Here is a 26,635-nt window from a genome sequence, read left to right on the forward strand (position 1 = left end):
CTGACATCCGCCGTCAGGTATTGGTGTGGCCGATGGCCTTCCGCTGCCGGACCTCACGCACCAGCGAGATCGCCACCACCAGCGCCGCGACGAGCAGCGAGAGCAGCACCTGCTGGCGTCCGCCGTCGTCGGTCAGCATGTAGACGAGAACGAACGAGATCATCGCGATGGTCGCCCAGGTCAGATACGGGAAGAGCCACATCCGTACGACCAGCTTCTCCGGCGACTCGCGCAGGATGATGCCGCGCATCCGCAGCTGCGTGAAGCAGATGACCAGCCAGACGAACAGGGCGACCGCGCCGGAGGAGTTCAGCAGGAACTGGAAGACGGTGTCGGGCCACTGGTAGTTGAAGAAGACAGCGACGAAGCCGAAGACGACGGACGAGAGGATCGCCGCCTGCGGCACACCCCGCTTGTTCACCCGGGCGAAGGCCTTGGGCGCGTCCCCGCGGCCACCGAGCGAGAAGGCCATCCGCGAGGCGGTGTAGAGGCCGGAGTTGAGGCAGGACAGCACGGCGGTGAGGACGATGACGTTCATCACCTGGCCGGCGTGCGGAATGCCGATGGAGTTGAGGGCGGCGACGTAGCTGCCGTCCTTCAGGATCGACTTGTCGTTCCACGGCAGCAGGGTGAGCACGATGAAGATCGAGCCCAGGTAGAAGACGGCGATCCGCCAGATCACGCTGTTGGTGGCCTTCTGGACGGCACGCTGCGGGTTCTCGGACTCGCCGGCCGCCAGCGTGACGATCTCGCTGCCCATGAAGGAGAAGACGACCATCAGCACACCGGTGAGGATGGCGCCGGGCCCCTTGGGGAAGAACCCGCCGGTGTCGGTGAGATGCGCGAGCCCCGCGCCGGGGTTGTCCGAGCCGGGCAGCACCCCGAAGACGGCGAGCAGTCCGACGACCACGAACGCGCCGATCGCCACGACCTTGATCCCGGCGAACCAGAACTCGAACTCGCCGTACGAGCCGACCGAGACCAGGTTCGTCGCGGTCAGTACGACCATCACGATCAGCGCCCACGCCCACTGCGGGACGCCCGGCACCCAGCCCTCCAGGATCTTGGCACCCGCCGTCGCCTCGACGGCGAGCACCACGACCCAGAAGAACCAGTACAGCCAGCCGATCGAGAAGCCGGCCCAGCGGCCCAGCGCCTGGTCGGCGTAGGCGGAGAAGGAGCCCGAGCTGGGGCGGGCCGCGGCCATCTCGCCGAGCATCCGCATCACGAAGACGACCATCAGGCCGACCAGGGCGTAGGACAGCAGGATGGCCGGTCCCGCGGCGGCGATACCGGCGCCGGAGCCCACGAAGAGGCCCGCGCCGATCACCCCGCCGATGGCGATCATCGAGAGATGGCGGTTCTTGAGGCCTGCCTGGAGTCCGCCGGATGAGCCCGTGGTGTCCGGCCCGTTCGGCCCGTCCGGCTTGCGGGGCTGGTGGCCCGGCCCGGCCGTAGTCGTCTGCGACGTCATGGATCGAATCCTTACGTTCTCGGATCACGCGATGCGTGTCCGGCCGCCGCAGTGGGGTGCGGCAGCGAGTGATGCATTGAAGCCCGCCGGACCACTAAAGCGGAACCCCTTCTTCCGAATCTGCCCGAGTGGCGTCGGCCACACAGGGCCCGCACATGGAGCCCCCATGCGGTCCCACCCCCCGTCGGGGCGGACCGGCCGGAGGGTCCCGACCCCGATGGCGGCTACCCCGTGTCGCACGTGCCACACTCGGAACATGCGCGTGTACCTCGGCTCGGACCATGCCGGTTATGAACTCAAGAACCACCTCGTCGAGTGGCTCACGGCCCAGGGCCACGAGGCCGTCGACTGTGGCCCCCACATCTACGACGCCCAGGACGACTACCCGCCGTTCTGCCTGCGTGCCGCGGAGAAGACGGCCGCGGACCCGGACAGCCTCGGCATCGTGATCGGCGGCTCCGGCAACGGCGAGCAGATCGCCGCCAACAAGGTCAAGGGGGTGCGCGCGGCACTCGCCTGGAGCGAGCAGACCGCGGCCCTGGGCCGCGAGCACAACAACGCCAATGTGGTCGCCATCGGTGGCCGGATGCACTCGGTGGAGGAGTCCACCAAGTTCGTCGAGATCTTCCTCGCCACCCCGTACTCGGGTGAGGAGCGTCACACCCGCCGGATCGAGATGCTCACGGCGTACGAGACGACCGGCGAGCTCCCCCCGATCCCGGCCCACCACCCGCAGCAGGGCTGACCGGCTTCCGTTCCTGTGCCGCCGGTACCCCCGGCGGCACAGCCATTTCCGCACGTCACCACGTCCGCACGCCATCGAGGAGAGCAGCCGTCGTGCCCGAGGGACATACGATCCACCGCCTCGCGGCGGACCACCGGGACAGGTTCGCCGGCCGGCCGGTGCGGGTGAGCAGCCCGCAGGGCAAGTTCTCCGACAGCGCCGCGCTGCTCGACGGCCGGACGTTCACCGGCGTCGACGCCCACGGCAAGCACCTCTTCCTCGGCTTCGAGGACGCCGGCTGGGTTCACATCCACCTGGGCCTCTTCGGCAAGCTCGGCTTCGGTACGGCCCCGGCCCCGCCGCCCACCGGGACGGTCCGGCTGCGCCTGGTGAACGACGGCCACCACGCGGATCTGCGCGGCCCCACCACGTGTGCGCTGATCACCGACCCCGAGAAGCGCGCGATACACGACCGGCTCGGCCCGGACCCGCTGCGGACCCACGAGGACGGTGAGCGGGCGTGGCGGCGTGTCTCCCGCAGCCGGATCACCGTCGCGGCCCTGCTGATGGACCAGAAGGTCATCGCGGGGGTCGGCAACGTCTACCGCGCGGAGGTGCTGTTCCGGCACGGGATAGACCCGTACCGGCTGGGCAAGGACCTCGGGCGTGCGGAGTGGGACGCGATCTGGGCCGACCTGGCGGTGCTGATGCGCGAGGGCGTGCGGAACAACCGGATCGACACGGTCCGCCCCGAGCACATGCCGGAGGCGATGGGACGCCCGCCACGGGTCGACGACCACGGCGGCGAGGTGTACGTGTACCGCAGGGCCCGGCAGGCCTGCCACATCTGTGGCGGCGAGATCCGCACCGCCGATCTCGCCGCCCGCAACCTCTTCTGGTGCCCGGGGTGCCAGCGCGCCTAGGCGCATTCGTTCGGATCAGGCCGGGGCACGCGAGCCGGCACCGGTGGTGTGACCGGACGTGCCGCCGCCCCGGGGCGGTCACGGTGCCGGGGCACGCGAGCCCGGCAGGATCCGAACGAGAGGCCCTAGAACCCGCGCGGCAGCCACGGTGCCGTGTCGGACAGGAACGCCGACGACGCCTCCGCCAGCGCGCCCGCCCGCAGCTCCCGCACCCGCCCGGCCAGACCCAGCGAGCTCAGCGACTCGCCGCCCAGATACGCGGAGCCCAACTCCCGTACCGTCAGCGCCAGGTCGGCCGACTCGTCGGTCCGGCGGCAGGTCGCCGTCCCCTTCGCGTCGGACGTGAGCCGCCAGCGCCCCGCGTTCCAGGGACAGAACGCGTCCTCCACCTCGAACACCACGTCCAGCGGGCCCCGGTACGTCCGGGCCTCCAGCGCCGCCCCCAGCTCCACCAGCCGCACGTGCAGCGAGTCCCGGATCCGGATGTTGCACCGCCGCACGTCCGACACCAGGTGCAGCACCGCGTCGTCGACCGGCCGGTTGCGCGCCTCGACCGTCGAGGTCAGATCGATCTCGAAGACGAACCGCCACAGCGCCGCGTACGCCGCGGGGTCGAGCGCGGCCAGATCGTTCACCGTCACCTTGCCCTTGGGGCCGGACAGCTCCCAGTCGGGTTTGATGTGATACGTCACATAGCCGACGATCTGCCCGTTCAGCTCCGCCAGCACGCACTGCTGCGCCGAACCGCCCTGCCGTGAACTCACCGGGTCCACCATCGGCTTGCGTTCCCAGCCGGGGCCGTGGGCCGGTGTGCCGGGCCGGCCGGCCACCAGCCGGTCGTACACGGCCTCGCACGCCGCCATCGCCTCGTCCGGCTTCGCGTGACGCAGCCGCACCTCGTCCGTGCCCGGCGGAACCGTCAGCCGCACCCGGTCCGTGTCGATCGTCAACGACATCTGACGCGAGGCCGCGCCGTACCCGAACCGGCCGTAGATCGCCGGTTCCGAAGCCGTCAGGACCGCGATCGGCTCACCCAGCGCCCGGACGTCGTCGAGCTGCCGACGCATCATCGAGGTCAGCAACCCCCGCCTGCGGTGGGTGGACGCGACACTCACCATCGTGACCCCCGCTGCGGGCACCAGCGTCCCGCCGGGCACGGCGAGCCGGAAGCTGAACGCCCCCGCCGTGGCGACGACGTCGGAACCGTCCCAGATCCCGATCGACCGTTCGTACTCGGTCAGCTGTTCGGCCAGCTCGCGCTGTTCGGGAGGCTCTGCGACACCGCCGAATGCGAGCTCCAGACACTCGAACCATTCGTTCCATTCGGACGGCGTCAATACGCGAAGCTCAGTAGTCATGGGCCATCCCTATCAGCGGCGCGGCGGCCGGTCGACCCGATTTCGAACACATTGTCACGGGGTCCCCCTGCACCGGAGGCCGTCGGGTGGATAAAGTCCCCGCAATGGCCCGACGCGCAGGAGCAGACTCGTACCCGGCCCGATTGCGGAAATCGGCGCACCGGGCGCGCATCGCGCTGCGCAAGTCCGGTGTCGACTACTTCCGCGGCGACGGTTCGGACTGGATCGCGCTGGCCGGTCTGCTGCTCACCATCCCGGCCATCACCTGCGCCACCCTGTTCGACCCGGTGTGGTGCTCACCGGCCGCGCTCGTCCTGCCGATCGTCGCGGGCGGTCTGCTGCTGCGGCCCGCGAGCCTGCTGGGTCTGTACGCGACCGCCGCCACGGCCCTGATCGTGGAGTCGCTCGCACTCGGCCCGTACGAGCACGGCCCGGCCCGGGTGACCCCCGGCATCGTCCTGGTGGTCGCGGCCTGTGGCTTCTTCGGACTGGTCCTCGCCCAGTTCCGGGCCAGGGTCGGTGTGCCGTGGCGGCGCGGCGGCACCATGCTCTTCGACCTGCGCGAACGCATCAGGGTGCAGAGCGCCCTGCCCCGGCTGCCGCAGGGCTGGCACCGCGAGATGGCGCTGCGCCCGGCGGGCGGGCAGTCCTTCTCCGGTGACTTCGTCGTCGCCGCCCGTACCAACGGCGGGCGGACGCTGGAGGCGGTCCTCACCGATGTCTCCGGCAAGGGCATGGACGCGGGCTCCCGTGCCCTGCTGCTGTCCGGTGCCTTCGGCGGGCTCCTCGGCTCGCTGCCCCCGCACGGCTTCCTCCCGGCGGCCAACGGCTATCTGCTGCGCCAGGACTGGGACGAGGGATTCGCCACCTCGATCCATCTGGTCCTGGACCTCGAATCGGGTGACTACGAACTCCTCTCGGCGGGACACCCGCCGGCCCTGCAACTCCACTCGGGCAGCGGCCAGTGGGAGGAGAAGGCGGCGGAGGGTCCGCTGCTCGGGGTGTACGACGGGGCTCAGTTCGACGCCGTGAAGGGCTCGTTGGCCCCCGGTGACGTGCTGATGCTGTTCACGGACGGCCTGGTGGAGGCGTCCGACCGCGACATCGCGGAGGGCATCGACCGGCTGACCGGTGAGGCCGACCGCTACGTCGCCACCGGTTTCGAGGGCGCGGCCTGGCATCTGATCGAGGCATGCGCCAAGGACGTCAACGACGACCGGGCGCTGCTGCTGTTGTCACGCCGATCCTGAACCGTACGGATACGGCTCGAACCGGGCGTACGTCAATGGATGCCGGCCATTCACCGGAACGTGGTCCTCGGCAGGTCCGGGCAGCCGGCGTGATGCCGGTGCCCGGACCTGTCGGCCGTCGTCTCAGGCCGGGACCGAGATCTGTCCGGCGCCGGCGTCGCTGTCACTGCCCTCACCCCGGCCCCGCCCGCCCGGCAGGACGCGGGCCAGCCAGTGCGACCGTCCGGCGGCCAGGGGTGCGAGGACCGCGAGGAGGAGGACGTATCCGGCGATGAACGGGGAGAGCCGTTCGTCCAGTCCCGCGGCTGCCGCCATCGTGGCGAGGATCAGGGCGAACTCGCCGCGGGCCACCAGCGTGGTGGAGATGTTCGCCGTGGCCTGCGGACCGAACGCGTACACCTTGGCGGCGGCGATCCCGGCGAGGACGTTCATGGCGAGAGTCACCGCGACGGCGGCCAGCACCGGCCACAGGACGGTCGGCAGGTCGCCCGGGTCGATGGAGAGACCGAAGGCGAAGAAGAAGATCGCGCCGAAGGCGTCCCGCAGCGGGTGGACCAGCTTGAGGATGCGGACGCCGGAGGACGTGCTGCCGAGCATCAGGCCGACCATGAAGGCGCCGATCGCGTCCGCGACCCCGAACCACTCCGAGACTCCCGCCACGAAGACCGCGGCACCGAGGAAGGAGATGACGAGGAGTTCGTCGTCACGGGTGTTGATCAGCTTGCCGATGACCCGGGTGCCGTACCGGGCGATCAGGGCGAGCAGCAGCAGGAAGCCGAAGGCCTTGCCACCGTCGACCGCCGCGGCGGAGAGGCTTTCGGCGCCCGACAGGATCGGCTGGAGAGCGGCCAGATAGAGGGCGAGGAACACGTCCTCGACGACGATGATGCCGAGGATCGGCTTGGTCTCCGGATTGCCGATGCGGCCCAGGTCGACCAGGACTTTGGTGACGATGGCCGACGACGAGATGCCGAGCACACCGGCGAGGACCAGCGCCTCGGACGTGCCCCAGCCCAGTGCGAAGCCGAAGCCGAGCCCGGCGCCGACGTTCAGGGCGAGATAGGTGCCGCCGGCGATGGCCATCTTGCGGCCGCCGGCTTTGAGGTCGTCGAGATGGAATTCGAGACCGAGGTAGAAGAGCAGCAGCACCAGGCCGAGCGCGGAGAGCATCTCCAGCTCGTGCGGGTCGGCGACGAGCACGATGCCGGGTGTGTGCGGGCCGAGCAGGATTCCGGCCAGGATGAACAGGGGGATGGTCGGCAGTCCGATGCGGCTGCCGACGCGGGCGAGGACGGCGGCGGCGAGGAAGGCGCCGCCCATGGCGATGAGCGTGTCTGCGTGTCCGATGAGCCTGATCCTTCGGTAGGTCAAGAGTGCGTCAAGGAATCGTCAGTAATTAGTTTACCGAATGATTGAGGTTGCAAGTATGGGCACCTCGACAGCCCGAAGACCGGCCCCCTCCCGCAGCACCGGGGAACCGCCCCCCGTACCCCCGACCGCTGTCCCGCCTCCGACAGCGCCCCGAAGCCCGCCCGCCCGTCCGAGGGACCCCGGGGCCCGCCCGCCCCCGGCAGCGCCCTGGGGTTTCCCCCACCTCCGATCCGCCAGCAGCCGCCATGGTCCGGACCCACCCGTGATCCGTACGTTCGGGATACCGGCCGGGATACCGGCCGGGAGCAACCGAAAGGCAGGACACCATGGGGCTGCGACGCACCAGGCAGGGCGCGCAGGACAGGCAGTTCACGGCAGGCGTCCCTCATGGGCCCGGCCCCTCGGACCTCGCCGTCGAACTGCGCGGCGTCCGTCGGCAGTACGGCCGCGGCAGCTCCGCCGTCCACGCCCTGCGGGGCATCGACCTCGCCCTTTCGCGCTCCAGTTTCACCGCGGTCATGGGCCCGTCCGGCTCCGGAAAGTCGACCTTCCTGCAGTGCGCGGCGGGACTCGACCGCCCCACCGAAGGCTCCGTACGCCTCGGCGGCACCGAGATCACCGGCATGAGCGAGAACCGGCTCACCGAACTGCGCCGCACCCGCCTCGGCTTCGTCTTCCAGGCATTCAATCTGCTCCCGTCCCTCACGGTCGAGCAGAACGTCGTCCTGCCCATGCGCCTGGCGGGACAGCGCACCGGCTCCGCCCGCAGCCGCCGCGAAGCCGCCGAGATGCTCGGCCGGGTCGGTCTCGGCGACAAGGGCGACCGCCGCCCCAGCCAGCTCTCCGGCGGCCAGCAGCAGCGCGTCGCCGTCGCCCGCGCCCTGGTCACCCGCCCCGACGTGGTCTTCGCCGACGAACCGACCGGCGCCCTCGACACCACCACCGCCGCCGAGATCCTCGCCCTCCTCCGGCACGCGGTGGACAGCCTCGGCGCCACCGTCGTCATGGTCACCCACGACCCGGTGGCCGCCGCCTATGCCGACCGGGTGCTCTTCCTCGCCGACGGCGCGATCGCGGACAGCCTGCCGCGCGCCGGCGCCGCGCAGATCGCGGCCCGGATGACCGCTCTGACCGCCAGGACCACCCCCGCCCACGCAGGAGCAGCAGCCTGATGTTCAGCCCGCGCGTCCCCAACGGCCTCGCCCGCGCGGCCGTCCGATTCAAACCCGCGTCGTTCGCCGGGACCTTCGTCGCGCTCCTGCTGGCCGCGGCGATCGTCTCCGCCTGCGGCATCCTGCTGGAGACCGGCGTGCGTGCCTCCGTACCGGCGGAGCGCTACGCCAAGGCGCCCGTGGTCGTCTCCGCCGACCAGCAGGCCCATATGACGGTCGGCCGCGGCGACGGGAAGTACGACGCCGCCACCCCCGTACCGGATGCCGCGCGGCTCCCCGAATCCCTGGTGGGCAAGGTCGCCTCGGCCCCCGGCGCCGCAGCCGCGATCGGGGACGTCAGCTACCTGGTACGGCAGGACGACACCCTCCTCACCGCCCACGGCTGGGGCTCCACCGCCCTCACCGGCACGCGGCTGCTCACCGGCGACGCGCCCGGGACCGGCGAAGTCGTCGTCCCCACCGGCACCGGGGCCCGGGTCGGGGAGAAGATCACCCTCGACACCCCCACGGGCATGAGGGAGTTCCGCGTCGCGGGCACCACCGCCACCGACGCCACCGTCTGGTTCGCCGACCGGCAGGCCGTACAGCTCTCCGGCCACCCCGGCCGGGTCGACGCCATCGCCGTGCTCGCCGCCCGCTCCACCCCCACCGCCGCCCTCGCCGACCAGGTGCGCGAGGCCGTCGGCCACACCGCCGGGGCCCAGATCCACACCGGTGACGGCCGGGGCGCCGTCGAGGACGCGGAACTCGCGGGCGCCAAGGAACTCCTCACCGGCCTCGGCGGCTCCTTCGGCGGCGTCGCCACCATGGTCGCCGTCTTCACCGCCGCCGGTACGGTCGCCCTCTCCGTCGGCCAGCGCAGCCGCGAGTTCGCCCTGCTGCGCGCCATCGGGGCCACCCCTCGCCAGCTGCGCCGCACCATCGCCACCGAGTCCCTGCTCGTCGCACCGTTCGCCGGAGCGCTCGGCTGTCTGCCCGGAATCGCCCTGGCCCGCTGGTGGTTCGGTCAGCTCCAGGACAGGGGAGCCATCCCCGAAGCCGTCGCTCTGCGGGTGTCCTGGCTGCCGCTGGTCATCGCCGCGGCCGTCACGATGCTCACCGCGCTGAGCGCCGGATACTTCGCCGCCCGCCGGCCCTCGAAGACCAAGCCGGGCCTGGCTCTCGCGCAGTCCGCGGTGGAACGCCCGCCGTTCGGCTGGATCCGCACCCCGCTCGGCATCGCCGCCCTCGCCGGTGGCGTGGCCTTCGCGAGCGTCGCGGCATCCACGAGCGGCGAGGACGCGGCGAACGCCGCACTCGGCGTCGTCATGTTCTTCATGCTCGCGGTCGGCCTGCTCGGCCCGCTGATCGCCCGGATCTGCGCCGCCGTCATCGGCTTCCCGCTGCGTGCCGCCGGCGCGCCGGGCTCGCTGGCCGCCGCCAACTCCCGGACGAACTCGCGCCGCCTGGCCTCCGCGATCACGCCGATCGTGCTCGCCATGGCCTTCTCCTCCACGCTCGTCTTCATGCACACCAGCGAGAACCGGGTGATCGCACACCAGCAGCGCGACTCCGTCATCGCCGACCACATCGTCTCCGCCCCTGCCGGACTCGCCTCCGACGCGACCGAACGCGCCGCCGCCACACCCGGCGTCACGACCGCCGTCGGGCTGCTCCGCGGGTCCGTCCTGGTGCCCACCGGATCGGGCGGGGAACGGCGGCTCCAGACCACCTCGGCCCAGGGGATCATCGGCTCCGGCCACGACCTCACCGAGGTCCAGGACCTCGACGTCCGGACAGGATCGCTGACCCGCCTGCGCCCCGGCACCGTCGCCATCGACACCACCCTCGCCGGATCCACGAAACTCGGCACCGGCGACCGGCTGGCCCTGCGTCTCCCGGACGGCACTCAGGCGGCTCCGAAGATCGTCGCCGTCTACGGCCGCGGCCTGGGCACCGGTCTGGTCACACTGCCCGCCGCCGACCTCGGCGCCCATGTCACCTCGCCGTACGCCACCGACCTGCTGGTACGGGCCACACCCGCCGGCGCACGGAAGCTCGCCGCGCTCGGCACCGTCACCGACCGGACCGGCTACGTCGCCGCACAGGACCAGGACCGTGAACTCAACGCCTGGGCCAACACCGTCATGGCCGCGGTCCTCGGCGGATTCGCCGCGGTCGCCGCGGTCAACACCCTGGTGATGACCGTCCTCGACCGGCGCCGCGAACTGACCATGCTCCGGCTCGTCGGCTCCACCCGCCGCCAGGTCATGGGGATGATCCGCTGGGAGGCGCTGCTCGTCACGGTCGCCGGGGCCGCGCTCGGCACCGCCATCGCACTGGCCACACTGGTCCCGATGATGAGGGGACTCACGGGCGAATCGCCTTATATCCCGCCGGCCTTGTACGGGTCCTTCCTCGCCGCGACCATCGGACTCGGCCTGGCCGCCGTGACGGTCCCGGCCCGTGCTGCCCTGCGGGGGACCACCGAGCGTCCGTAGAGTCGGGCCATGCCCACCCCACGCGCACAGCTGACCCTGGCCGAAGTCGAGTCGATCGCCCGCGAGGCCCACGCGGACCAGCGGGACAAAGCGGGACGCCCGTACACCGAGCATCTCGCCGCGGTCGCCGAGGGCGTACGGATCAGGGGCGGCAGCGACGAACAGATCGCCGCGGCCTGGCTGCATGACGCCGTCGAGGACGACGCGCTGTCGCAGCAGTGGCTGGCCGGTGCCGCGCTGCCGCAGCGGGTCAAGGACATGGTCCTCGCCGTCACCAAACGTGACGGCGAGGACCTCGGTTCCTACACCCGGCGCATCCTCGACACCCCGGGCGCGCTGCTGATCAAGGAGTCCGACCTGGCGCACAACGCCGATCCGGCCCGCCTCGCCGTGCTGGAACCGGCGACCCGTACCCGGCTGACCGAAAAGTATGCGCAGGTACGGCGGCTGCTCGGGCTCACCCCAGGTGGATCGCCCGCCGAGCAATCGGTTCAAGCCAACACGACGCAGGACTGAGTCACCGGATCAGCGCCCGGCCGTGTCCCGTCGGAACGCCCAGTCCATGTCCGGCTCGGTCACCGCACGCAGCGCCCGCCGGACAGGCGGCGTACACATCAGCGTCACCGCCCCGGCCGCGACCAGGGAGACGAGGACCAGTCCGCCGGGCGCCGAGAGCCACTCGTAGGTGTCGAACAGCCCGGCGTATTCGGCGCCCTTGATCAGGAACCCGTGCAGCAGATAGCCGCAGATCGTCCCGGCGCCGAGCACGGTGAACCACATGGGGCGCCGAGGCACCCAGGACAGGAACCCGATGGTGAGCAGCAGCGCGCAGCCGAACATGGCCAGCGTCATCACGGCACCGGACCACCACGGGGCGCCCATCTCCTGCGCGCTGTTGCTGCGGTAGAACCAGCCCAGCTGCATCCGCGACGCCGCCCAGTACGCGAACACCAGGGCCCCGGCGAACAGCGGGAGCGCGAGCATCCGCACCTCGCGCCGGCGGACCATCTCGAAGTGCTCGGGCTTCAACTGGAGCCCCAGGACGAAGAACGGCAGGAACTGCAGAACGCGCTGGAGATCGAGATCGTCGCCGATCGTCGGGGAGAAGGAGGCGAGCACGGCGATGACGAGCGCCACCGGCAGCGGATGGCGCAGTGACTGCCAGATCGGCGTGGTGATGCGCCAGATGAACAGCGCGACCAGGAACCAGGTGAGATACCAGGGGTCGATCAGGCTGATCGGATGATCGGGCGAGTCGTCCGCGTACCGCTTGAACAGCGAATACGCCGTCTCGAACACCACGTACGGCACGGCGACGCCGGTGACCAGGCGCTTTACCTTGACGGCGGACATGTCGAACGAGCGGGAGAAATAGCCGGAGACGATGATGAAGGCCGGCATGTGAAAGGTGTAGGCCACCATGTACAGCGCACGGGCGGTCCGGCTGCCGTCCATCACCGGTTCCCATGAGTGCGCGACCGCGACGAGCACGATGGCCAGATATTTGACGTTGTCGAAGTAGGCGTCCCGCCTCTTCGCCGGCGCGGTCGCCGGAGGCTTGTTCGCCACCGGTGCGGCGGGTGCGGCGGTGGCGGTCACCGTCCCTCGGTGTCTGGGCTCCGACTCCCGGGTCGCCGGTGGGAGCGGGGCCCTCTGAAATACGTTCGGAGCGGGAAACATCTAAAGCACCTTAGACGCCTCGATTGCAATTCGTAAAACCGCTCACGGATATCTCGTGTTCGCGTCCAATCAAAAGCGAAACCATCAAGAACCGCCCGCTATGCCCAGATTCATCACCATTAAATGGGGCATATCGCCGGTCTGTTGAGGAGTTTATATTCTGTTGCATGCCTGTCTCGGAATTGCATGTGAATGAAGTGTGTGGATATGGAAACCGTCACATTCGCACGTCGTTGTGATTGTTTGATTCACAGCTCGCTCACAGGTGTGCGGGGCCTTGCCGGAGCCCGTGGCGCCCCTCGTGTGCGGTCGTGCGCCCCCCGGCGCACGTGGGGCGCAAGGATGGCGCGATCCCGTCACTTCGATCCGTCACCTGGCAGCGACCACAGGGGAGTTGGTGGCACGATGGACGGAATGGAGGAGTGCTCGGCCGGACACCTCCGGGCCGGCAAGGCGGACCGACCAAGGGTGTGATCAGTTGTGGCCATTTCACTGTCTGTGGTGCTGATGTTGGCGATCATCCTGGTGGTCCTGATCCGGGGCGGCTCCATCAAGGCCGGTCCCGCGATCGTCGCGGCGCTCTTCGGCTTCTTCCTGGCGTCGACGGGCATGGCGCCGTCGATCAACAGGTTCATGAACTCGATAGCCGAGACCATCAACCAGATCAGCTTCTGATCCGGCTGCCCCGCGCCCCGGCGCGGGAGATCACCGGCGGAGCACGGCCGGCGGAACGCGAGCAGAGCGAAAAAGGCCCGGTCCGACAGAACGCAAGAGGCCCGGTCCGACAGGCAATTCGTCGGACCGGGCCCAAGCATGGAGCGGGCGACGGGAATCGAACCCGCGTAGCTAGTTTGGAAGACTAGGGCTCTACCATTGAGCTACGCCCGCAAGCAACGCACCGCAGGTCCGGGGACCGCGGTACGAGAAGCATCGTAGCGGTTCGCGGGCGCTGCCCGCACACCCGATTGCGGCCACACGGTGTCGCGTTCGGTGCCGCCCGGGCAAAGCGGCCGATGCACCGCCTCTCTGCATGTACCCTACGTGTCGCACCGACGGGGTGTGGCGCAGCTTGGTAGCGCGTCCGCTTTGGGAGCGGAAGGTCGTCGGTTCGAATCCGGCCACCCCGACCACCGGCAAGATCACGGACCACTCGTGGGATCGCGGACCACCGGCACGATCGCATTGTGGGAGTCCGTCTCCTTGCCGTTACTATGCAAAATGCGTGCCCGTGTGTCTGATGTACCGGGCTCGGTCCGCGAAGCCGCCTCCCGTGCGGCGGAGCAGAACCCCAAGAAGTCAGCCACAAGGAGACCGAACCGTGAAGAGCGCCGTGGAGACCCTGAACCCGACCCGGGTTCGGCTCACTGTCGAGGTGCCCTTCGAGGAGCTCAAGGACAGCCTCGACGCGGCGTACAAGAAGATCAACCAGCAGGTCACGGTGAAGGGCTTCCGTAAGGGCAAGATCCCCGCCCGGGTCATCGACCAGCGCTTCGGCCGTGGTGCGGTGCTGGAGGAGGCCGTCAACGACGCCCTCCCGAAGTTCTACACCGAGGCCGTCAACGAGGGTGAGCTCAACGTCCTCGGGCAGCCCGAGGTCGATATCACCGAGCTGAAGGACGGCGAGCTGCTGGCCTTCACCGCCGAGGTTGACGTACGCCCCGAGATCGAGATTCCGGACTACTCCGGCATCGAGGTCACCGTCGACGCCCTTGAGGTCAGCGACGAGGACGTCGAGAAGGCCGTGGAGCAGCTCCGTGAGCGCTTCGCCTCCACCAACCCGGTCGAGCGCGCCGCCGCCGAGGGCGACGTCGTGACGATCGACCTGCAGGCCAAGGTCGACGGCGAGGTCCTGGAGGACGGCGTGGCCGAGGGTGTCTCGTACACCATCGGTTCCGGCGAGCTCCTCGACGGCATCGACGCCGCCGTCACCGGCCTGGAGGCGGGTGGCGAGGCCACCTTCACCTCCGAGCTGAAGGGCGGCTCGGCCGAGGGCAAGGAGGCCGAGGTCACCGTCAAGGTCACCGCGGTTGCCGCCCGCGAGCTCCCCGAGCTGGACGACGAGTTCGCCCAGATGGCGAGCGAGTTCGACACCTTCGACGAGCTGAAGGCGGACAGCCGCAAGCGCCTGGAGAACACCAAGCAGTACGACCAGGCCACCCAGGCCCAGGAGCGTGTCCTGGACGAGCTGCTCAAGCTCGCCGAGGTCCCGATCCCGGAGAAGCTGCTCGCGGACGAGGTCCAGACCCGCAAGCACAACCTGGAGCACCACCAGCTCGGTCAGATGGGTCTGACCCTCGACAAGTACCTGGAGACCCAGGGCAAGACGGTCGAGGAGTTCGAGGCCGAGACCTCCGAGCAGGCGATCAAGGGCATCAAGACCCAGTTCATCCTGGACGAGCTCGTCAACAAGGAGAAGCTGAACGTCAACCAGGAGGAGCTCACCGAGCACCTCATGCGGCGTGCCGCTTCCTCCGGCATGAGCCCGGACCAGTTCGCCCAGGCCGTCGTCGAGGGCGGCCAGGTGCCGATGCTCGTCGGCGAGGTCGCCCGCGGCAAGGCGCTGGCCGTGGTCGTCGAGGCCGCCAAGGTCGTCGACACCAACGGTGAGGTCGTCGACCTGGAGGACGACGAGGAGGAGGCCATCGAGACGGTCGAGGCCGTCGAGGGCACCACCGAGGCCGCCGAGGAGAAGAACGAGGCCTGAGCCTCGCGCTGAACCCGTACGACGGGCTCCGGACGCTGTGCGTTCGGAGCCCGTCGTCTTAGAGCCTGCCGGGTGACCTCTGATCGGGCGGCCACGCCCTGGCACGCACCAGACCGCGTCCGCTATCCGGTCGAAGGCCACCCGACAGGCTCTTGGACCGACCGGCAAATGAGGCGGCATCGCGGGGCTGGGCACGCGCATCTGCCGCGTTGTCGTCGATCATCATGGCCCCGCCATGTCTCCATCCTTCGCCTCGCAGCTGCACGCACCCGGCCGCGCTCCTTCTCCCACCCCCCATTTGCCGGTCGGTCTTATGGCGTACGGTGCCCCACAACCCTTGTGCGGACTGCGGAGCTTGCGCTCCCAGCGAACAGTTGCGGAAGCGGGATGGCGTTGTCCTACCTGCGCGTTAGGGTCCATGAATAGGAAGGGCAGGGGAGTCCCCGCCCACCCGGTACGAAGACGCTGAGACGGCCGGAGCCGTCAGAGACGAGCAGGTGGATACGTGACGAATCTGATGCCCTACGCCGCCGGAGAGCCGTCCCTCGGTGGAGGCCTCGGTGACCAGGTCTACAGCCGACTGCTCGGCGAGCGCATCATCTTCCTCGGTCAGCAGGTCGACGATGAGATCGCCAACAAGATCACGGCGCAGCTGCTTCTCCTTGCCGCCGAGCCGGACAAGGACATCTACCTCTACATCAACAGCCCCGGCGGCTCGGTGACGGCCGGCATGGCGGTCTACGACACCATGCAGTACATCCCGAACGACGTGGTCACCATCGGTATGGGCATGGCGGCCTCGATGGGTCAGTTCCTGCTCACCGGCGGCACCGCGGGCAAGCGCTTCGCGCTCCCGAACACGGACATCCTCATGCACCAGGGTTCGGCCGGCATCGGCGGTACGGCCTCGGACATCAAGATCCAGGCCCAGTACCTGCTGCGCACCAAGCAGCGGATGGCGGAGATCACCGCCCGCCACTCCGGCCAGACGGTCGAGACGATCATCCGCGACGGCGACCGCGACCGCTGGTACACCGCGGACGAGGCCAAGGAGTACGGCCTCATCGACGAGATCATCACGGTCGCATCGGGCGTTCCGGGCGGCGGCGGCACCGGCGCCTGATCCGGTACCCACCGGTTCGGGCTCCACCGCCCCGCGCACCTCTCGTACGCCGAGACACCCAGCCACAGAACGCCACCAGGATGGTGAACACCCACATGAACAACTTCCCCGGCGCCTCCGCGAGCGGCCTCTACACCGGCCCGCAGGTGGACAACCGCTACATCGTGCCGCGCTTCGTGGAGCGCACCTCGCAGGGCGTGCGTGAGTACGACCCGTACGCGAAGCTCTTCGAGGAGCGCGTGATCTTCCTCGGCGTGCAGATCGACGACGCCTCGGCCAATGACGTCATGGCGCAGCTGCTGTGCCTGGAGTCGATGGACCCGGACCGGGACATCTCGATCTACATCAACAGCCCCGGCGGCTCCTTCACCGCGCTCACCGCGATCTACGACACGATGCAGTTCGTGAAGCCGGACATCCAGACGGTCTGCATGGGCCAGGCGGCCTCCGCCGCGGCCGTGCTGCTCGCCGCGGGTACGCCCGGCAAGCGGATGGCGCTGCCCAACGCCCGTGTGCTGATCCACCAGCCGTCCTCGCAGACCGGCCGGGAGCAGCTGTCCGACCTGGAGATCGCGGCCAACGAGATCCTTCGGATGCGCACCCAGCTGGAGGAGATGCTGGCCAAGCACTCCACCACGCCGATCGACAAGATCCGCGACGACATCGAGCGCGACAAGATCCTGACCGCCGAGGACGCCCTCGCCTACGGTCTCGTCGACCAGATCGTGTCGACCCGCAAGCAGGCGGCCACGGCCGTCTGACGTCGGCCTTCACCCCTTGGCACGGCGAGTTTGCACCGCATCGGCCGTGTGAACCGTGCCAAGGGGGGCCCGAACGGGGGGCAAGGCAAGGTACCGTCGGATAGAGGCACCAGGAGCCGCTGAACCAGGCTGCTCCCAGGCGAAGGGGAAGCACCTCGTGGCACGCATCGGTGATGGCGGCGATCTGCTCAAGTGCTCGTTCTGCGGAAAGAGCCAGAAGCAGGTGAAGAAGCTCATCGCGGGACCCGGTGTGTACATCTGCGACGAGTGCATCGATCTCTGCAACGAGATCATCGAGGAGGAGCTCGCGGAGACCTCCGAAGTGCGGTGGGAGGAACTCCCCAAGCCGCGCGAGATCTACGAGTTCCTCGAGGGCTACGTGGTCGGGCAGGAGCCCGCCAAGAAGGCCCTCTCGGTCGCTGTGTACAACCACTACAAGCGGGTCCAGGCCGGCGAGAACGGCGGCGCGCAGGGCCGGGACGACGCCATCGAGCTGGCCAAGTCCAACATCCTCCTGCTGGGCCCCACGGGCTCCGGCAAGACGCTGCTCGCGCAGACCCTGGCCCGCATGCTCAACGTCCCGTTCGCCATCGCCGACGCGACCGCGCTGACGGAGGCCGGGTATGTCGGCGAGGACGTCGAGAACATCCTGCTGAAGCTGATCCAGGCCGCGGACTACGACGTCAAGAAGGCCGAGACCGGGATCATCTACATCGACGAGATCGACAAGGTCGCCCGCAAGAGCGAGAACCCGTCGATCACCCGCGATGTCTCCGGCGAGGGCGTCCAGCAGGCCCTGTTGAAGATCCTGGAGGGCACCACCGCCTCCGTACCGCCGCAGGGCGGCCGGAAGCACCCGCACCAGGAGTTCATCCAGATCGACACGACGAACGTGCTGTTCATCGTGGGCGGTGCCTTCTCCGGTCTGGAGAGGATCATCGAGTCGCGGGCGGGCGCCAAGGGCATCGGCTTCGGCGCGACGATCCGCTCCAAGCGCGAGATCGAGGCGAGCGACCAGTTCCAGGAGGTCATGCCGGAGGACCTGGTGAAGTTCGGGATGATCCCGGAGTTCATCGGCCGGCTGCCCGTCCTCACCTCGGTCCACAACCTGGACCGCGAGGCGCTGCTGCAGATCCTCGTCGAGCCGCGCAACGCGCTGGTGAAGCAGTACCAACGACTGTTCGAACTCGACGGTGTGGAGCTGGACTTCGACCGCCCCGCCCTGGAGGCCATCGCCGACCAGGCGATCCTGCGCGGCACCGGCGCGCGTGGCCTGCGGGCCATCATGGAAGAGGTCCTCCAGTCCGTGATGTACGAGGTGCCGTCCCGCAAGGACGTCGCCCGGGTCGTCATCACGGCGGACGTCGTCCGCAACAACGTGAACCCGACGCTGGTCCCGCGCGAGCCGCGGACGATCGGGAACGGCGACGGCGGGCGGCACGAGAAGTCCGCGTAGAGGCATGTGAACGCAGACGGAAGGGGCGCCCGGCCAGGTGGACTGGCGGGGCGCCCCTTCCGACGTCGTGACGCGATCAGATCTTGGTGCGGGACGTGTTGTAGAGCTTGGCGGTCAGGGTGGCCACGTCGTCCTGGTTCATGCCCTTGCCGGACATCGCGAGTCCCATGTCGACGCCGTAGACGACGCCGACCGTGCTGTAGTCGGCCCAGACGCAGATGGGGATCGTGAACTCCTTCGGGCCCTTCGCGGGGGTTCCGTCGGCTTCCTTGTTGACCACCTTCATGTCCTGGCACTTCATCAGCGCGCCCTTGAACCCGGACGGGGTCACGGACTTGGGGCTGCCGACGAGCTGGGCGTCCATGCCCTGACCGCCCTTCTTCATTTCCGCCGCGGTGTTGTCGAAAGAGTTGTCGATGACCTTGGCGGGGTCGGTGACGTCGCCCCAGAGGCCCGCGAAACTGAGCCTCTTGGCGGTGAGCAGCTCCTCCTTGGAGCCGGACTGGTACTGAGCGCTGGCCTGCTGGGCATCTTTGATCCCCAGGTTCTCGGCGTTGGTCTTCTGAGCGCCGGTCACCGGCCCTGACGGAGAGCTGGTGCTCTTCTTGTAGTCGTCCACCGCGGCGGCCGGTGTCAGCTTGTACCCCTTGGTGGAGTCCGCCACATCACTGTTGCTGGCACCCCCGCCCGACGTCAGGAAGTACGCCCCGCCCGCGATGACCGCCAGTGCCACGACCGCGCCACCGATGATCAGGCCCGTCTTCTTCTTCGGCTGGGCCGGGGGGAACGGGGGCTGGCCGCCGTACGGGGGCGTGGGCGGCTGCTGGCCGTAGGGGCCCGGCTGCTGGGCCTGCGGGTAGCCGTAGCCCGGCTGGGGCTGCTGCGGCGGGACACCCTGGGGAGCCTGCTGCGGGTACCCGTAACCGGGCTGGCCCTGCGGCGGCTGCTGGCCGTACGGTCCGGGCTGGCCCTGCGGCGGCTGGCCGCCGTACGGGCCCGGCTGCTGGCCGTACGGGCCGGGCTGGCCCTGCGGAGGCTGGCCGCCGTACGGGCCGGGCTGGCCCTGGGGAGGCTGGCCGCCGTACGGTCCGGGCTGGCCCTGCGGAGGCTGGCCGCCGTACGGGCCCGGCTGGTTGTAGCTCATCTGCGGTGTCCCCTGTTCGGAAGTGCTCATCGGAATGCTTATGCGTTCCGAACATCCTGACGGAAGGTCCACCCCTGTGGACCACTGGGAGGCGCACCGTTACTGAACAATCCCGTTTCAGTGCACGACTGTGACGGCCCTAAACTGTCCCCCGTGACCGAGAACACTCAGCAGACGCCAGCCAGCAACCCCGAACTGCCGACCCAGTACGCACCGGCCGAGGTAGAGGGGAAGCTGTATGAGCGCTGGGTAGAACGTGGTTACTTCACCGCCGACGCGAAGAGCGACAAGCCCCCGTACACGATCGTCATTCCGCCGCCGAACGTCACCGGTGCGCTCCACCTGGGCCATGCCTTCCAGGTCACGCTCATGGATGCCCTCACACGGCGCAAGCGCATGCAGGGCTTCGAGACGCTGTGGCTGCCGGGCATGGACCACGCGGGCATCGCCACCCAGAACAAGGTCGAACAGCAGCTCGCCGAGGAAGGGAAGTCGCGGCAGGATCTCGGCCGCGAGGCGTTCACCGAGCGCGTCTGGCAGTGGAAGGACGAGTACGGCGGCCGGATCCTGGGCCAGCTGAAGCGCCTCGGTGCAGGGCTCGACTGGTCGCGTGAGCGGTTCACCATGGACGAGGGGCTCTCCAAGGCCGTCCAGACGATCTTCAAGAAGCTCTATGACGACGAGCTGATCTACCGCGCCGAGCGCATCATCAACTGGTGCCCGCGCTGCCTGACCGCGATCTCCGACATCGAGGTCGACTACCAGGACGACGACGGTGAGCTCGTCTCGCTGAAGTACGGCGAGGGCGACGAGACCGTCGTCGTGGCCACCACCCGGGTCGAGACCATGCTCGGCGACACGGCCGTCGCTGTTCACCCCGACGACGAGCGGTACGCGCACCTCGTCGGCAAGCGGATCAAGCTGCCGCTGACCGACCGGACGATCCCGGTCGTCGCCGACACCCACGTCGACCCCGAGTTCGGCACGGGTGCCGTCAAGGTGACGCCCGCTCACGACCCGAACGACTTCGCGATCGGTCAGCGCCACGACCTCGAGTTCACGACGATCATGGACGAGCGCGGTGTCATCACCGTGCACGGCCCCTTTCAGGGACTCGACCGCTTCGAGGCGCGCTCCGCGATCGTTGCCGCCATGAGCGAGCAGGGCCGCGTCGTCGCCGAGAAGCGCCCGTACGTCCACTCCGTCGGTCACTGCTCGCGCTGCAAGACGACCGTCGAGCCCCGCCTCTCCCTCCAGTGGTGGGTCAAGGTCGAGACGCTCGCCAAGGCCGCGGGCGACGCGGTCCGCGACGACCGGGTCGCGCTCCACCCGAAGGACATGGAGAAGCGGTACTTCGACTGGGTCGACAACCTCAACGACTGGTGCATCTCACGGCAGTTGTGGTGGGGCCACCGGATTCCCGTCTGGTACGGGCCGAACGGCGAAATGGTCTGCGTCGGCCCCGACGACGAGGCGCCCACCGGCGAGGGCTGGGTCCAGGACGAGGATGTCCTCGACACCTGGTTCTCGTCCGGTCTTTGGCCGTTCTCGACGCTCGGCTGGCCGGAGGAGACCCCGGACCTCGAGAAGTTCTACTCGACCGATGTCCTGGTTACCGGGCACGACATCATCTTCTTCTGGGTCGTCCGGATGATGATGTTCGGTCTGTACGCGATGGACGGTGAGGTCCCCTTCAAGACCGTCGCGCTTACCGGCCTGGTCCGGGACGAGTTCGGCAAGAAGATGTCGAAGTCCAACCCGAACGCGGTGGATCCGATCGACTGGATGGACGCGTACGGCTCGGACGCCGTGAGGTTCACGCTCGCCACGGGTGCCAACCCGGGCGCGGACGTGCCGATCGGAGAGGACTGGGTCAAGGCCTCCCGTAACTTCGCCAACAAGATCTGGAACGCCACCCGCTTCGCGCTGATGAACGGCGCGACCGTGGAGGGCGAGCTGCCGCCCGTCGAGCAGCTGTCGGCGACCGACCGGTGGATCTTGTCGCGGCTGAACAAGACGGTCGCCGAAGTCGACGCGTTCTACGACGACTTCCAGTTCGCGAAGCTCTCCGATGCCCTCTACCACTTCGCGTGGGACGAGGTCTTCGACTGGTACGTCGAGCTGTCGAAGACGACCTTCTTCGCAGGCGGCGAGGGCGCCAAGGTCTCAGGCCGGGTCCTCGGCGAGGTCCTGGACGTGATGCTGCGCGTGCTGCACCCGATCGTCCCGTTCGTCACCGAGACGCTGTGGACCACGCTCACTGGCAAGGAGACCCTGGTCACCGCCGACTGGCCGAAGGACTCCGGCTTCCGCGACGACGCGGCCGAGCGGGAGATCGGGCTCGTCCAGCAGGTGGTCACCGAGGTCCGCCGGTTCCGCTCCGACCAGGGCCTGCAGCCCGGCCAGAAGGTTCCGGCCGAGCTCACCCTGACCGGCACGCCGCTCGCCCCGCACGAGGCGGCCATCCGCCAGCTGCTGCGGCTGCAGCCCGCCGAAGAGGGCTTCCACGCCACCGCGTCGCTGCCGGTCGCCGGGGCCACGGTCGCCCTCGACCTGTCCGGCACGATCGACGTCGAGGCCGAGCGCAAGCGCCTGACGAAGGACCTGGGCGCCGCCGAGAAGGAGAAGGCCCAGGCCAACGGCAAGCTCTCCAACGAGGCGTTCCTCGGCAAGGCCCCGGACAACGTGGTCGACAAGATCCGTGGCCGGCTCGCCAAGGCCGAGGCGGACATCGAGCGGATCACCACCCAGCTGGCGAACCTGCCGCAGGGCTGATCACCCGACGAGGCGAAGCCCCCGTACCCCCGCCGCCGGGAGTACGGGGGCTTCGCCGTTCCCGGGTGCGGTCAGGACTCCGGCGCCGTCGGCCCGGCCACTGGCGGCTCCGCGTCTTCGCCCAGCCGGAGCGGCCGCGCAGCATGCGGACGAAGGCCCGCGCCGAAACGACGAACAGGTGGTACGCGTACAGCCACAGCGCCGCGCCCCACAGCACCGGCTTCGCACCGGGCGCCGCGCACGATGTCCGTGCCCATCCGTAGACTGGCCCCGTGAGTGAGCCCCGCCCTTCCGACCGGCACGACGCCTCCGATCCCGACGAGACCTTCGCGGAGATCGTCGACGAAGCGACCCAGCGCGACCCCGACCTGGCGGTGATCGAGGCCGGGAGCCGTACGCTGCGCACCCGCTCGGGACCGCCGCAGGGCCAGGACGTCCCGGCCCGCCCCGCCGACCCCGAGGTGGACAAGGCGCTCCGCGCGGTGGAGCAGGAGCTCGCCGGCCGCTGGGGCGAGACCAAGCTGGAGCCCTCCGTCGCGCGCATCGCCGCGCTGATGGACGTGCTCGGCGAGCCGCAGCGCGCCTACCCCTCGATCCACATCACCGGGACCAACGGCAAGACGAGCACGGCCCGCATGATCGAGGCGCTGCTCGGCGCCTTCGACCTGCGCACCGGCCGCTACACCTCGCCGCACGTCCAGTCGATCACCGAGCGGATCAGCCTGGACGGCTTCCCGATCGATCTCGAGCGGTTCATCGAGGCGTACCAGGACATCAAGCCGTACGTGGAGATGGTCGACGCCCAGCAGCCGTACCGGCTCTCCTTCTTCGAGGTGCTGACGGGCATGGCGTACGCGGCCTTCGCCGACGCGCCGGTCGATGTCGCCGTCGTCGAGGTCGGCATGGGCGGCAGCTGGGACGCGACGAACGTGATCGACTCCTCGGTCGCCGTCGTCACCCCCATCTCGCTGGACCACACCGACCGGCTCGGCGCCACGCCCGCCGAGATCGCCGGTGAGAAGTCCGGGATCATCAAGCAGGGGGCCACGGTCGTCCTGGCGCAGCAGCCGGTCGACGCCGCGCAGGTCATGCTGAAAAAGGCCGTCGAGGTCGACGCCACGGTCGCCCGCGAGGGCATGGAGTTCGGCGTCCTCTCGCGCGAGATCGCCGTCGGCGGGCAGCTGCTGACGCTGCGCGGTCTCGGCGGTGAGTACGCCGAGGTCTTCCTCCCGTTGTACGGCGCCCACCAGGCGCACAACGCGGCGGTGGCGCTCTGCGCCGTGGAGGCGTTCTTCGGGATCGGCGCCGAGCAGCCCGGCGCACTCGACATCGACACGGTCCGCCGGGCCTTCGCCTCGGTGATCTCGCCGGGGCGCCTCGAAGTGGTCCGCTCCAGCCCGACCGTGGTCCTGGACGCGGCCCACAACCCGGCGGGCGCCCGCGCCACCGCCGACGGGATCTCCGAGGCGTTCGGTTTCTCCCGGCTGATCGGTGTGGTCGGCGCCAGCGGCGACAAGGACGTCAAGGGGCTTCTGGAAGCCTTCGAGCCGATCTTCGCCGAGGTCGTCATCACCCAGAACTCCAGCGGGCGCGCGATGGACGCCGACGAGCTGGCCGCCGTCGCGGTCGAGGTCTTCGGCCACGACCGCGTCCAGGTCGAGCCGCGTCTCGACGACGCCCTGGAGGCGGCGATCACCCTCGCCGAAGAAGAGGACGAGTACGCGGGCGCCGGCGTCCTGGTGACGGGTTCCGTGATCACGGTCGGCGAGGCCCGGCTGCTCCTGGGGAGGCACTGACCGAAGTGCGTACGCTCTGTGCGTCGACGTTGATCGGCGAGTTCTTCGTGATCGGTTTCGCCGGTCTCGTCGCGATGAAGTCGGACGATCTCTCCGACACCACGGTCTGGACGGTCTGCGGCATCGGCATGCTGCTCTCCGTGCTGCTCTGCGGGATGATCACCCGCCCCGGCGGGATCCAGCTCGGCTGGGCGCTGCAGATCGCCCTGGTGCTGAGCGGCTTCGTCGTCCCGATGATGTTCATCCTCGGTGTGATCTTCGGCGGCCTGTGGTGGGCCTCGGTCCACTACGGCCGCAAGATCGACGAGGCGAAGGCCCGCTGGGCGGCCGCACAGGAGGCGGCCGAGGCCGCGGCCGGTGGCTGATCCCGTGCCTCGTGGCCTTGGACCGACCGGCACATGGGGGGCGGCGTCGCGGGGCTGGGTGCGCACATCTGCCGCGTTGTCGTCAATCACCAACGCACCGCGTTGCCTCAATCCTCCGCCTTGCAGCTGCACGCACCCAGCCCCGCTCCTTCTCCCACCCCCCATGTGCCGGTCGGTCCAACCCGGCCGCGGGCCCGTTCCCGTACCCCTGTAGCCTCGCCTCACCGCACCCGCATGCCTGCAAGGAGCCGCACACCATGACCCAGCGCACCCTCGTTCTGCTCAAGCCCGACGCCGTCCGGCGCGGACTGGTCGGCGAGATCGTCGGGCGGATCGAGCGCAAGGCCGGCTGGCGGATCACCGCGCTGGAGCTGCGTACCCTCGACCGCGCCACGCTGGAGCAGCACTACGCCGAACACGTCGGCCGCCCCTTCTACGAGCCGCTCGTCGAGTTCATGCAGTCCGGCCCGATCGTGGCACTGGTCGCCGAGGGCGAGCGGGTCATCGAGGGCATCCGTACGCTCGCCGGACCCACCGACCCGATCGCCGCCGCGCCCGGCTCCATCCGCGGTGACTTCGGCACGATCACCCGGGAGAACCTCATCCACGCCTCGGACTCCGAGGAGTCCGCGGAGCGGGAACTGAAGCTCTTCTTCCCGGGACTTTCCTGACCTCGGATCAGCCGAACAGCGCTCATGACCTGGGGCGACCGAATTAATTCGGTCGCCCTTCGGTATAGGGTCCCGGATCGCGGGAACGCATCACCCCGACGTAACGTCACCATGAGTGGAACGGCCACCCGTTCCGCCCACAAAGGCGAAGGACCCTCGCGCGGTGTCCGTGCATACGGCACTACGATGGAATCTTCCACGCCCGCAGCGCCCACCTCGCCGACCAGAACAAGCCATCATCGCTTGTCCGGAAGGCCCGACGCATCCTCATGGGGAACAAGGGGAACTCAATGTCGTTCATCGGCCGTGACATGGCTATCGACCTCGGGACTGCCAACACGCTGGTGTACGTCAGGGGGCGCGGCATCGTTCTCAACGAGCCGTCCGTCGTGGCCATCAACACCAACACCGGCGGCATCCTCGCGGTCGGCTCCGAGGCCAAGAAGATGATCGGGCGTACACCGGGCAACATCGTTGCCGTGCGGCCACTGAAGGACGGCGTGATCGCCGACTTCGAGATCACCGAGCGGATGCTCCGCTACTTCATCCTGAAGATCCACAAGCGTCGCTACCTGGCCCGCCCGCGGGTCGTCGTCTGCGTGCCCTCCGGCATCACCGGGGTCGAGCGACGCGCCGTCATCGAGGCGTCGACGCAGGCCGGCGCGCGCCAGGTGCACATCATCGAGGAGCCCATGGCGGCGGCCATCGGGTCCGGGCTGCCGGTTCACGAGGCCACCGGCAACATGGTCGTCGACATCGGCGGCGGTACCACCGAGGTCGCGGTCATCTCGCTCGGCGGAATCGTCACTGCCCAGTCGATCCGGGTCGCCGGTGACGAGCTGGACAACGCGATCATCCAGCACATCAAGAAGGAGTACTCGCTCCTCCTCGGTGAGCGCAGCGCCGAACAGATCAAGATCACGATCGGTTCGGCGTACGACCTGGACAAGGACGAGCACACCGAGATCCGCGGCCGGGACCTGGTCTCCGGGCTGCCCAAGACCGTGGTCATCTCGGCCGCCGAGGTCCGCAAGGCCATCGAGGAGCCGGTCAACGCGATCGTCGACGCGGTGAAGACCACGCTCGACAAGTGCCCGCCGGAGCTCTCCGGCGACGTCATGGACCGCGGCATCGTCCTCACCGGCGGCGGCGCGCTGCTGCGCGGGCTGGACGAGCGGCTGCGCCGCGAGACCGGCATGCCGATCCATATCGCCGAGGACCCGCTGGACTCGGTGGCGCTCGGATCGGGCAAGTGCGTCGAGGAGTTCGAGGCACTCCAGCAGGTGCTGGACGCCCAGCCCCGCCGGTAGCCGGCACGGGCCGGCCCGCAGGTACACAACCCATCAGTCTGCTGTACGGACCACTGCGGATCCGTACGCCGGATCGTTGATATACAGGCACGAACATT

21 protein-coding genes and 2 tRNA genes are annotated in these 26,635 nt (G+C 69.3%); 17 read left to right on the forward strand and 6 right to left on the reverse strand.

Annotation, left to right across the window (positions count from 1 at the left end; all coding sequences use genetic code 11):
- Positions 1 to 13: 13 nt before the first annotated feature.
- A complete protein-coding gene (locus tag ACZ68L_RS09525; protein WP_469575600.1) occupies positions 14 to 1,474 on the reverse strand; it encodes an amino acid permease in 1,461 nt (486 codons plus the stop codon).
- A 256-nt stretch (positions 1,475 to 1,730) separates the two neighbouring features.
- Here ACZ68L_RS09525 and ACZ68L_RS09530 point away from each other — a divergent pair, with 256 nt between their 5' ends.
- Positions 1,731 to 2,219 (forward strand): ribose-5-phosphate isomerase, encoded by a 489-nt coding sequence (locus ACZ68L_RS09530; RefSeq protein WP_114244495.1) that lies wholly within the window; start codon positions 1,731 to 1,733, stop codon positions 2,217 to 2,219.
- Between the two features lie 92 nt (positions 2,220 to 2,311).
- Positions 2,312 to 3,121: an Fpg/Nei family DNA glycosylase gene (locus tag ACZ68L_RS09535; protein WP_469575601.1), complete on the forward strand. Its 810-nt coding sequence runs from the start codon at positions 2,312 to 2,314 to the stop codon at positions 3,119 to 3,121.
- Positions 3,122 to 3,246: 125 nt separating this feature from the next.
- Here ACZ68L_RS09535 and ACZ68L_RS09540 read toward each other — a convergent pair whose 3' ends face one another.
- Entirely contained in the window at positions 3,247 to 4,479 is a 1,233-nt protein-coding gene (locus ACZ68L_RS09540; RefSeq protein WP_469575602.1) for a GNAT family N-acetyltransferase, read from the reverse strand.
- Positions 4,480 to 4,583: 104 nt separating this feature from the next.
- Here ACZ68L_RS09540 and ACZ68L_RS09545 point away from each other — a divergent pair, with 104 nt between their 5' ends.
- Entirely contained in the window at positions 4,584 to 5,729 is a 1,146-nt protein-coding gene (locus ACZ68L_RS09545) for a SpoIIE family protein phosphatase (protein WP_469575604.1), read from the forward strand.
- Positions 5,730 to 5,852: 123 nt separating this feature from the next.
- Here ACZ68L_RS09545 and ACZ68L_RS09550 read toward each other — a convergent pair whose 3' ends face one another.
- Positions 5,853 to 7,049 (reverse strand): cation:proton antiporter, encoded by a 1,197-nt coding sequence (locus ACZ68L_RS09550; RefSeq protein ID WP_469575606.1) that lies wholly within the window; start codon positions 7,047 to 7,049, stop codon positions 5,853 to 5,855.
- Between the two features lie 377 nt (positions 7,050 to 7,426).
- Between ACZ68L_RS09550 and ACZ68L_RS09555 the strand changes: the two genes are divergently transcribed.
- The 3 genes from ACZ68L_RS09555 to ACZ68L_RS09565 are packed head-to-tail and all read left to right on the forward strand — an operon-like array spanning position 7,427 to position 11,268.
- Complete coding sequence (locus tag ACZ68L_RS09555; protein WP_469575608.1) at positions 7,427 to 8,272, forward strand: ABC transporter ATP-binding protein; 846 nt, start codon at positions 7,427 to 7,429, stop codon at positions 8,270 to 8,272.
- The gene (locus ACZ68L_RS09560) at positions 8,272 to 10,752 is read left to right on the forward strand and encodes an FtsX-like permease family protein (protein WP_469575609.1); all 2,481 of its coding nucleotides are present in this window, start codon (positions 8,272 to 8,274) and stop codon (positions 10,750 to 10,752) included. Before ACZ68L_RS09555 ends, ACZ68L_RS09560 begins: the two co-directional genes overlap by 1 nt.
- 9 nt (positions 10,753 to 10,761) lie before the next feature.
- Positions 10,762 to 11,268 (forward strand): HD domain-containing protein, encoded by a 507-nt coding sequence (locus ACZ68L_RS09565; protein WP_469575611.1) that lies wholly within the window; start codon positions 10,762 to 10,764, stop codon positions 11,266 to 11,268.
- A 9-nt stretch (positions 11,269 to 11,277) separates the two neighbouring features.
- Here ACZ68L_RS09565 and ACZ68L_RS09570 read toward each other — a convergent pair whose 3' ends face one another.
- A complete protein-coding gene (locus tag ACZ68L_RS09570) occupies positions 11,278 to 12,432 on the reverse strand; it encodes an acyltransferase family protein (RefSeq protein ID WP_469575612.1) in 1,155 nt (384 codons plus the stop codon).
- Positions 12,433 to 12,912: 480 nt separating this feature from the next.
- Between ACZ68L_RS09570 and ACZ68L_RS09575 the strand changes: the two genes are divergently transcribed.
- On the forward strand, positions 12,913 to 13,107 hold the full coding sequence (locus ACZ68L_RS09575) for a hypothetical protein (RefSeq protein WP_469575614.1): 195 nt from the start codon (positions 12,913 to 12,915) through the stop codon (positions 13,105 to 13,107).
- Positions 13,108 to 13,246: 139 nt separating this feature from the next.
- Here the strand turns inward: ACZ68L_RS09575 and ACZ68L_RS09580 are convergent.
- Positions 13,247 to 13,320: transfer RNA gene (locus ACZ68L_RS09580), tRNA-Gly, on the reverse strand.
- A gap of 165 nt (positions 13,321 to 13,485) precedes the next feature.
- Here ACZ68L_RS09580 and ACZ68L_RS09585 point away from each other — a divergent pair.
- The 5 genes from ACZ68L_RS09585 to clpX all read left to right on the forward strand — a co-directional run bounded on the left by ACZ68L_RS09585 (position 13,486) and on the right by clpX (position 18,476).
- Positions 13,486 to 13,562: transfer RNA gene (locus tag ACZ68L_RS09585), tRNA-Pro, on the forward strand.
- Between the two features lie 188 nt (positions 13,563 to 13,750).
- Positions 13,751 to 15,136, forward strand: coding sequence for a trigger factor (gene tig / locus ACZ68L_RS09590; protein ID WP_469575615.1), 1,386 nt, complete (start codon positions 13,751 to 13,753; stop codon positions 15,134 to 15,136).
- Between the two features lie 517 nt (positions 15,137 to 15,653).
- On the forward strand, positions 15,654 to 16,259 hold the full coding sequence (locus ACZ68L_RS09595) for an ATP-dependent Clp protease proteolytic subunit (RefSeq protein WP_469575881.1): 606 nt from the start codon (positions 15,654 to 15,656) through the stop codon (positions 16,257 to 16,259).
- 80 nt (positions 16,260 to 16,339) lie between these two features.
- Positions 16,340 to 17,020 carry an ATP-dependent Clp protease proteolytic subunit gene (locus ACZ68L_RS09600; protein WP_093898221.1) on the forward strand — a complete coding sequence of 227 codons (681 nt, stop codon included), beginning with the start codon at positions 16,340 to 16,342 and terminating at the stop codon, positions 17,018 to 17,020.
- 157 nt (positions 17,021 to 17,177) lie between these two features.
- Complete coding sequence (gene clpX, locus ACZ68L_RS09605; RefSeq protein WP_148835162.1) at positions 17,178 to 18,476, forward strand: ATP-dependent Clp protease ATP-binding subunit ClpX; 1,299 nt, start codon at positions 17,178 to 17,180, stop codon at positions 18,474 to 18,476.
- Positions 18,477 to 18,552: 76 nt separating this feature from the next.
- Here clpX and ACZ68L_RS09610 read toward each other — a convergent pair whose 3' ends face one another.
- Positions 18,553 to 19,650, reverse strand: coding sequence for a hypothetical protein (locus tag ACZ68L_RS09610; protein WP_469575617.1), 1,098 nt, complete (start codon positions 19,648 to 19,650; stop codon positions 18,553 to 18,555).
- 123 nt (positions 19,651 to 19,773) lie between these two features.
- Between ACZ68L_RS09610 and ACZ68L_RS09615 the strand changes: the two genes are divergently transcribed.
- From ACZ68L_RS09615 to ACZ68L_RS09635, 5 genes are all read left to right on the forward strand, one after another.
- Positions 19,774 to 22,395 (forward strand): valine--tRNA ligase, encoded by a 2,622-nt coding sequence (locus tag ACZ68L_RS09615; RefSeq protein WP_469575619.1) that lies wholly within the window; start codon positions 19,774 to 19,776, stop codon positions 22,393 to 22,395.
- A gap of 272 nt (positions 22,396 to 22,667) precedes the next feature.
- Positions 22,668 to 24,191, forward strand: a complete 1,524-nt coding sequence (gene folC / locus ACZ68L_RS09620; protein WP_469575622.1) for a bifunctional tetrahydrofolate synthase/dihydrofolate synthase — start codon at positions 22,668 to 22,670, stop codon at positions 24,189 to 24,191.
- A 5-nt stretch (positions 24,192 to 24,196) separates the two neighbouring features.
- Positions 24,197 to 24,556 (forward strand): DUF4233 domain-containing protein, encoded by a 360-nt coding sequence (locus ACZ68L_RS09625; protein ID WP_469575623.1) that lies wholly within the window; start codon positions 24,197 to 24,199, stop codon positions 24,554 to 24,556.
- A 257-nt stretch (positions 24,557 to 24,813) separates the two neighbouring features.
- Complete coding sequence (gene ndk, locus ACZ68L_RS09630) at positions 24,814 to 25,227, forward strand: nucleoside-diphosphate kinase (protein WP_093898216.1); 414 nt, start codon at positions 24,814 to 24,816, stop codon at positions 25,225 to 25,227.
- Between the two features lie 290 nt (positions 25,228 to 25,517).
- Complete coding sequence (locus ACZ68L_RS09635) at positions 25,518 to 26,537, forward strand: rod shape-determining protein (RefSeq protein WP_469575625.1); 1,020 nt, start codon at positions 25,518 to 25,520, stop codon at positions 26,535 to 26,537.
- Positions 26,538 to 26,635: the final 98 nt, after the last annotated feature.

The sequence above is a fragment of the Streptomyces sp. NPDC104309 genome (genome assembly GCF_055584025.1).

Excerpts from the sequence above, each read along its gene's own strand:
- ACZ68L_RS09570 (WP_469575612.1), bottom strand. The coding sequence starts at position 12,432 with ATGTTTCCCGCTCCGAACGTATTTCAGAGGGCCCCGCTCCCACCGGCG.
- ACZ68L_RS09560 (WP_469575609.1), top strand. The coding sequence starts at position 8,272 with ATGTTCAGCCCGCGCGTCCCCAACGGCCTCGCCCGCGCGGCCGTCCGA.
- ACZ68L_RS09610 (WP_469575617.1), bottom strand. The coding sequence starts at position 19,650 with ATGAGCACTTCCGAACAGGGGACACCGCAGATGAGCTACAACCAGCCG.
- ACZ68L_RS09525 (WP_469575600.1), bottom strand. The coding sequence starts at position 1,474 with ATGACGTCGCAGACGACTACGGCCGGGCCGGGCCACCAGCCCCGCAAG.
- ACZ68L_RS09530 (WP_114244495.1), top strand. The coding sequence starts at position 1,731 with ATGCGCGTGTACCTCGGCTCGGACCATGCCGGTTATGAACTCAAGAAC.
- ACZ68L_RS09600 (WP_093898221.1), top strand. The coding sequence starts at position 16,340 with ATGGTGAACACCCACATGAACAACTTCCCCGGCGCCTCCGCGAGCGGC.
- ACZ68L_RS09540 (WP_469575602.1), bottom strand. The coding sequence starts at position 4,479 with ATGACTACTGAGCTTCGCGTATTGACGCCGTCCGAATGGAACGAATGG.
- ACZ68L_RS09545 (WP_469575604.1), top strand. The coding sequence starts at position 4,584 with ATGGCCCGACGCGCAGGAGCAGACTCGTACCCGGCCCGATTGCGGAAA.
- ACZ68L_RS09555 (WP_469575608.1), top strand. The coding sequence starts at position 7,427 with ATGGGGCTGCGACGCACCAGGCAGGGCGCGCAGGACAGGCAGTTCACG.
- ACZ68L_RS09565 (WP_469575611.1), top strand. The coding sequence starts at position 10,762 with ATGCCCACCCCACGCGCACAGCTGACCCTGGCCGAAGTCGAGTCGATC.
- ndk (WP_093898216.1), top strand. The coding sequence starts at position 24,814 with ATGACCCAGCGCACCCTCGTTCTGCTCAAGCCCGACGCCGTCCGGCGC.
- ACZ68L_RS09595 (WP_469575881.1), top strand. The coding sequence starts at position 15,654 with ATGCCCTACGCCGCCGGAGAGCCGTCCCTCGGTGGAGGCCTCGGTGAC.
- ACZ68L_RS09635 (WP_469575625.1), top strand. The coding sequence starts at position 25,518 with ATGTCGTTCATCGGCCGTGACATGGCTATCGACCTCGGGACTGCCAAC.
- ACZ68L_RS09550 (WP_469575606.1), bottom strand. The coding sequence starts at position 7,049 with ATGGGCGGCGCCTTCCTCGCCGCCGCCGTCCTCGCCCGCGTCGGCAGC.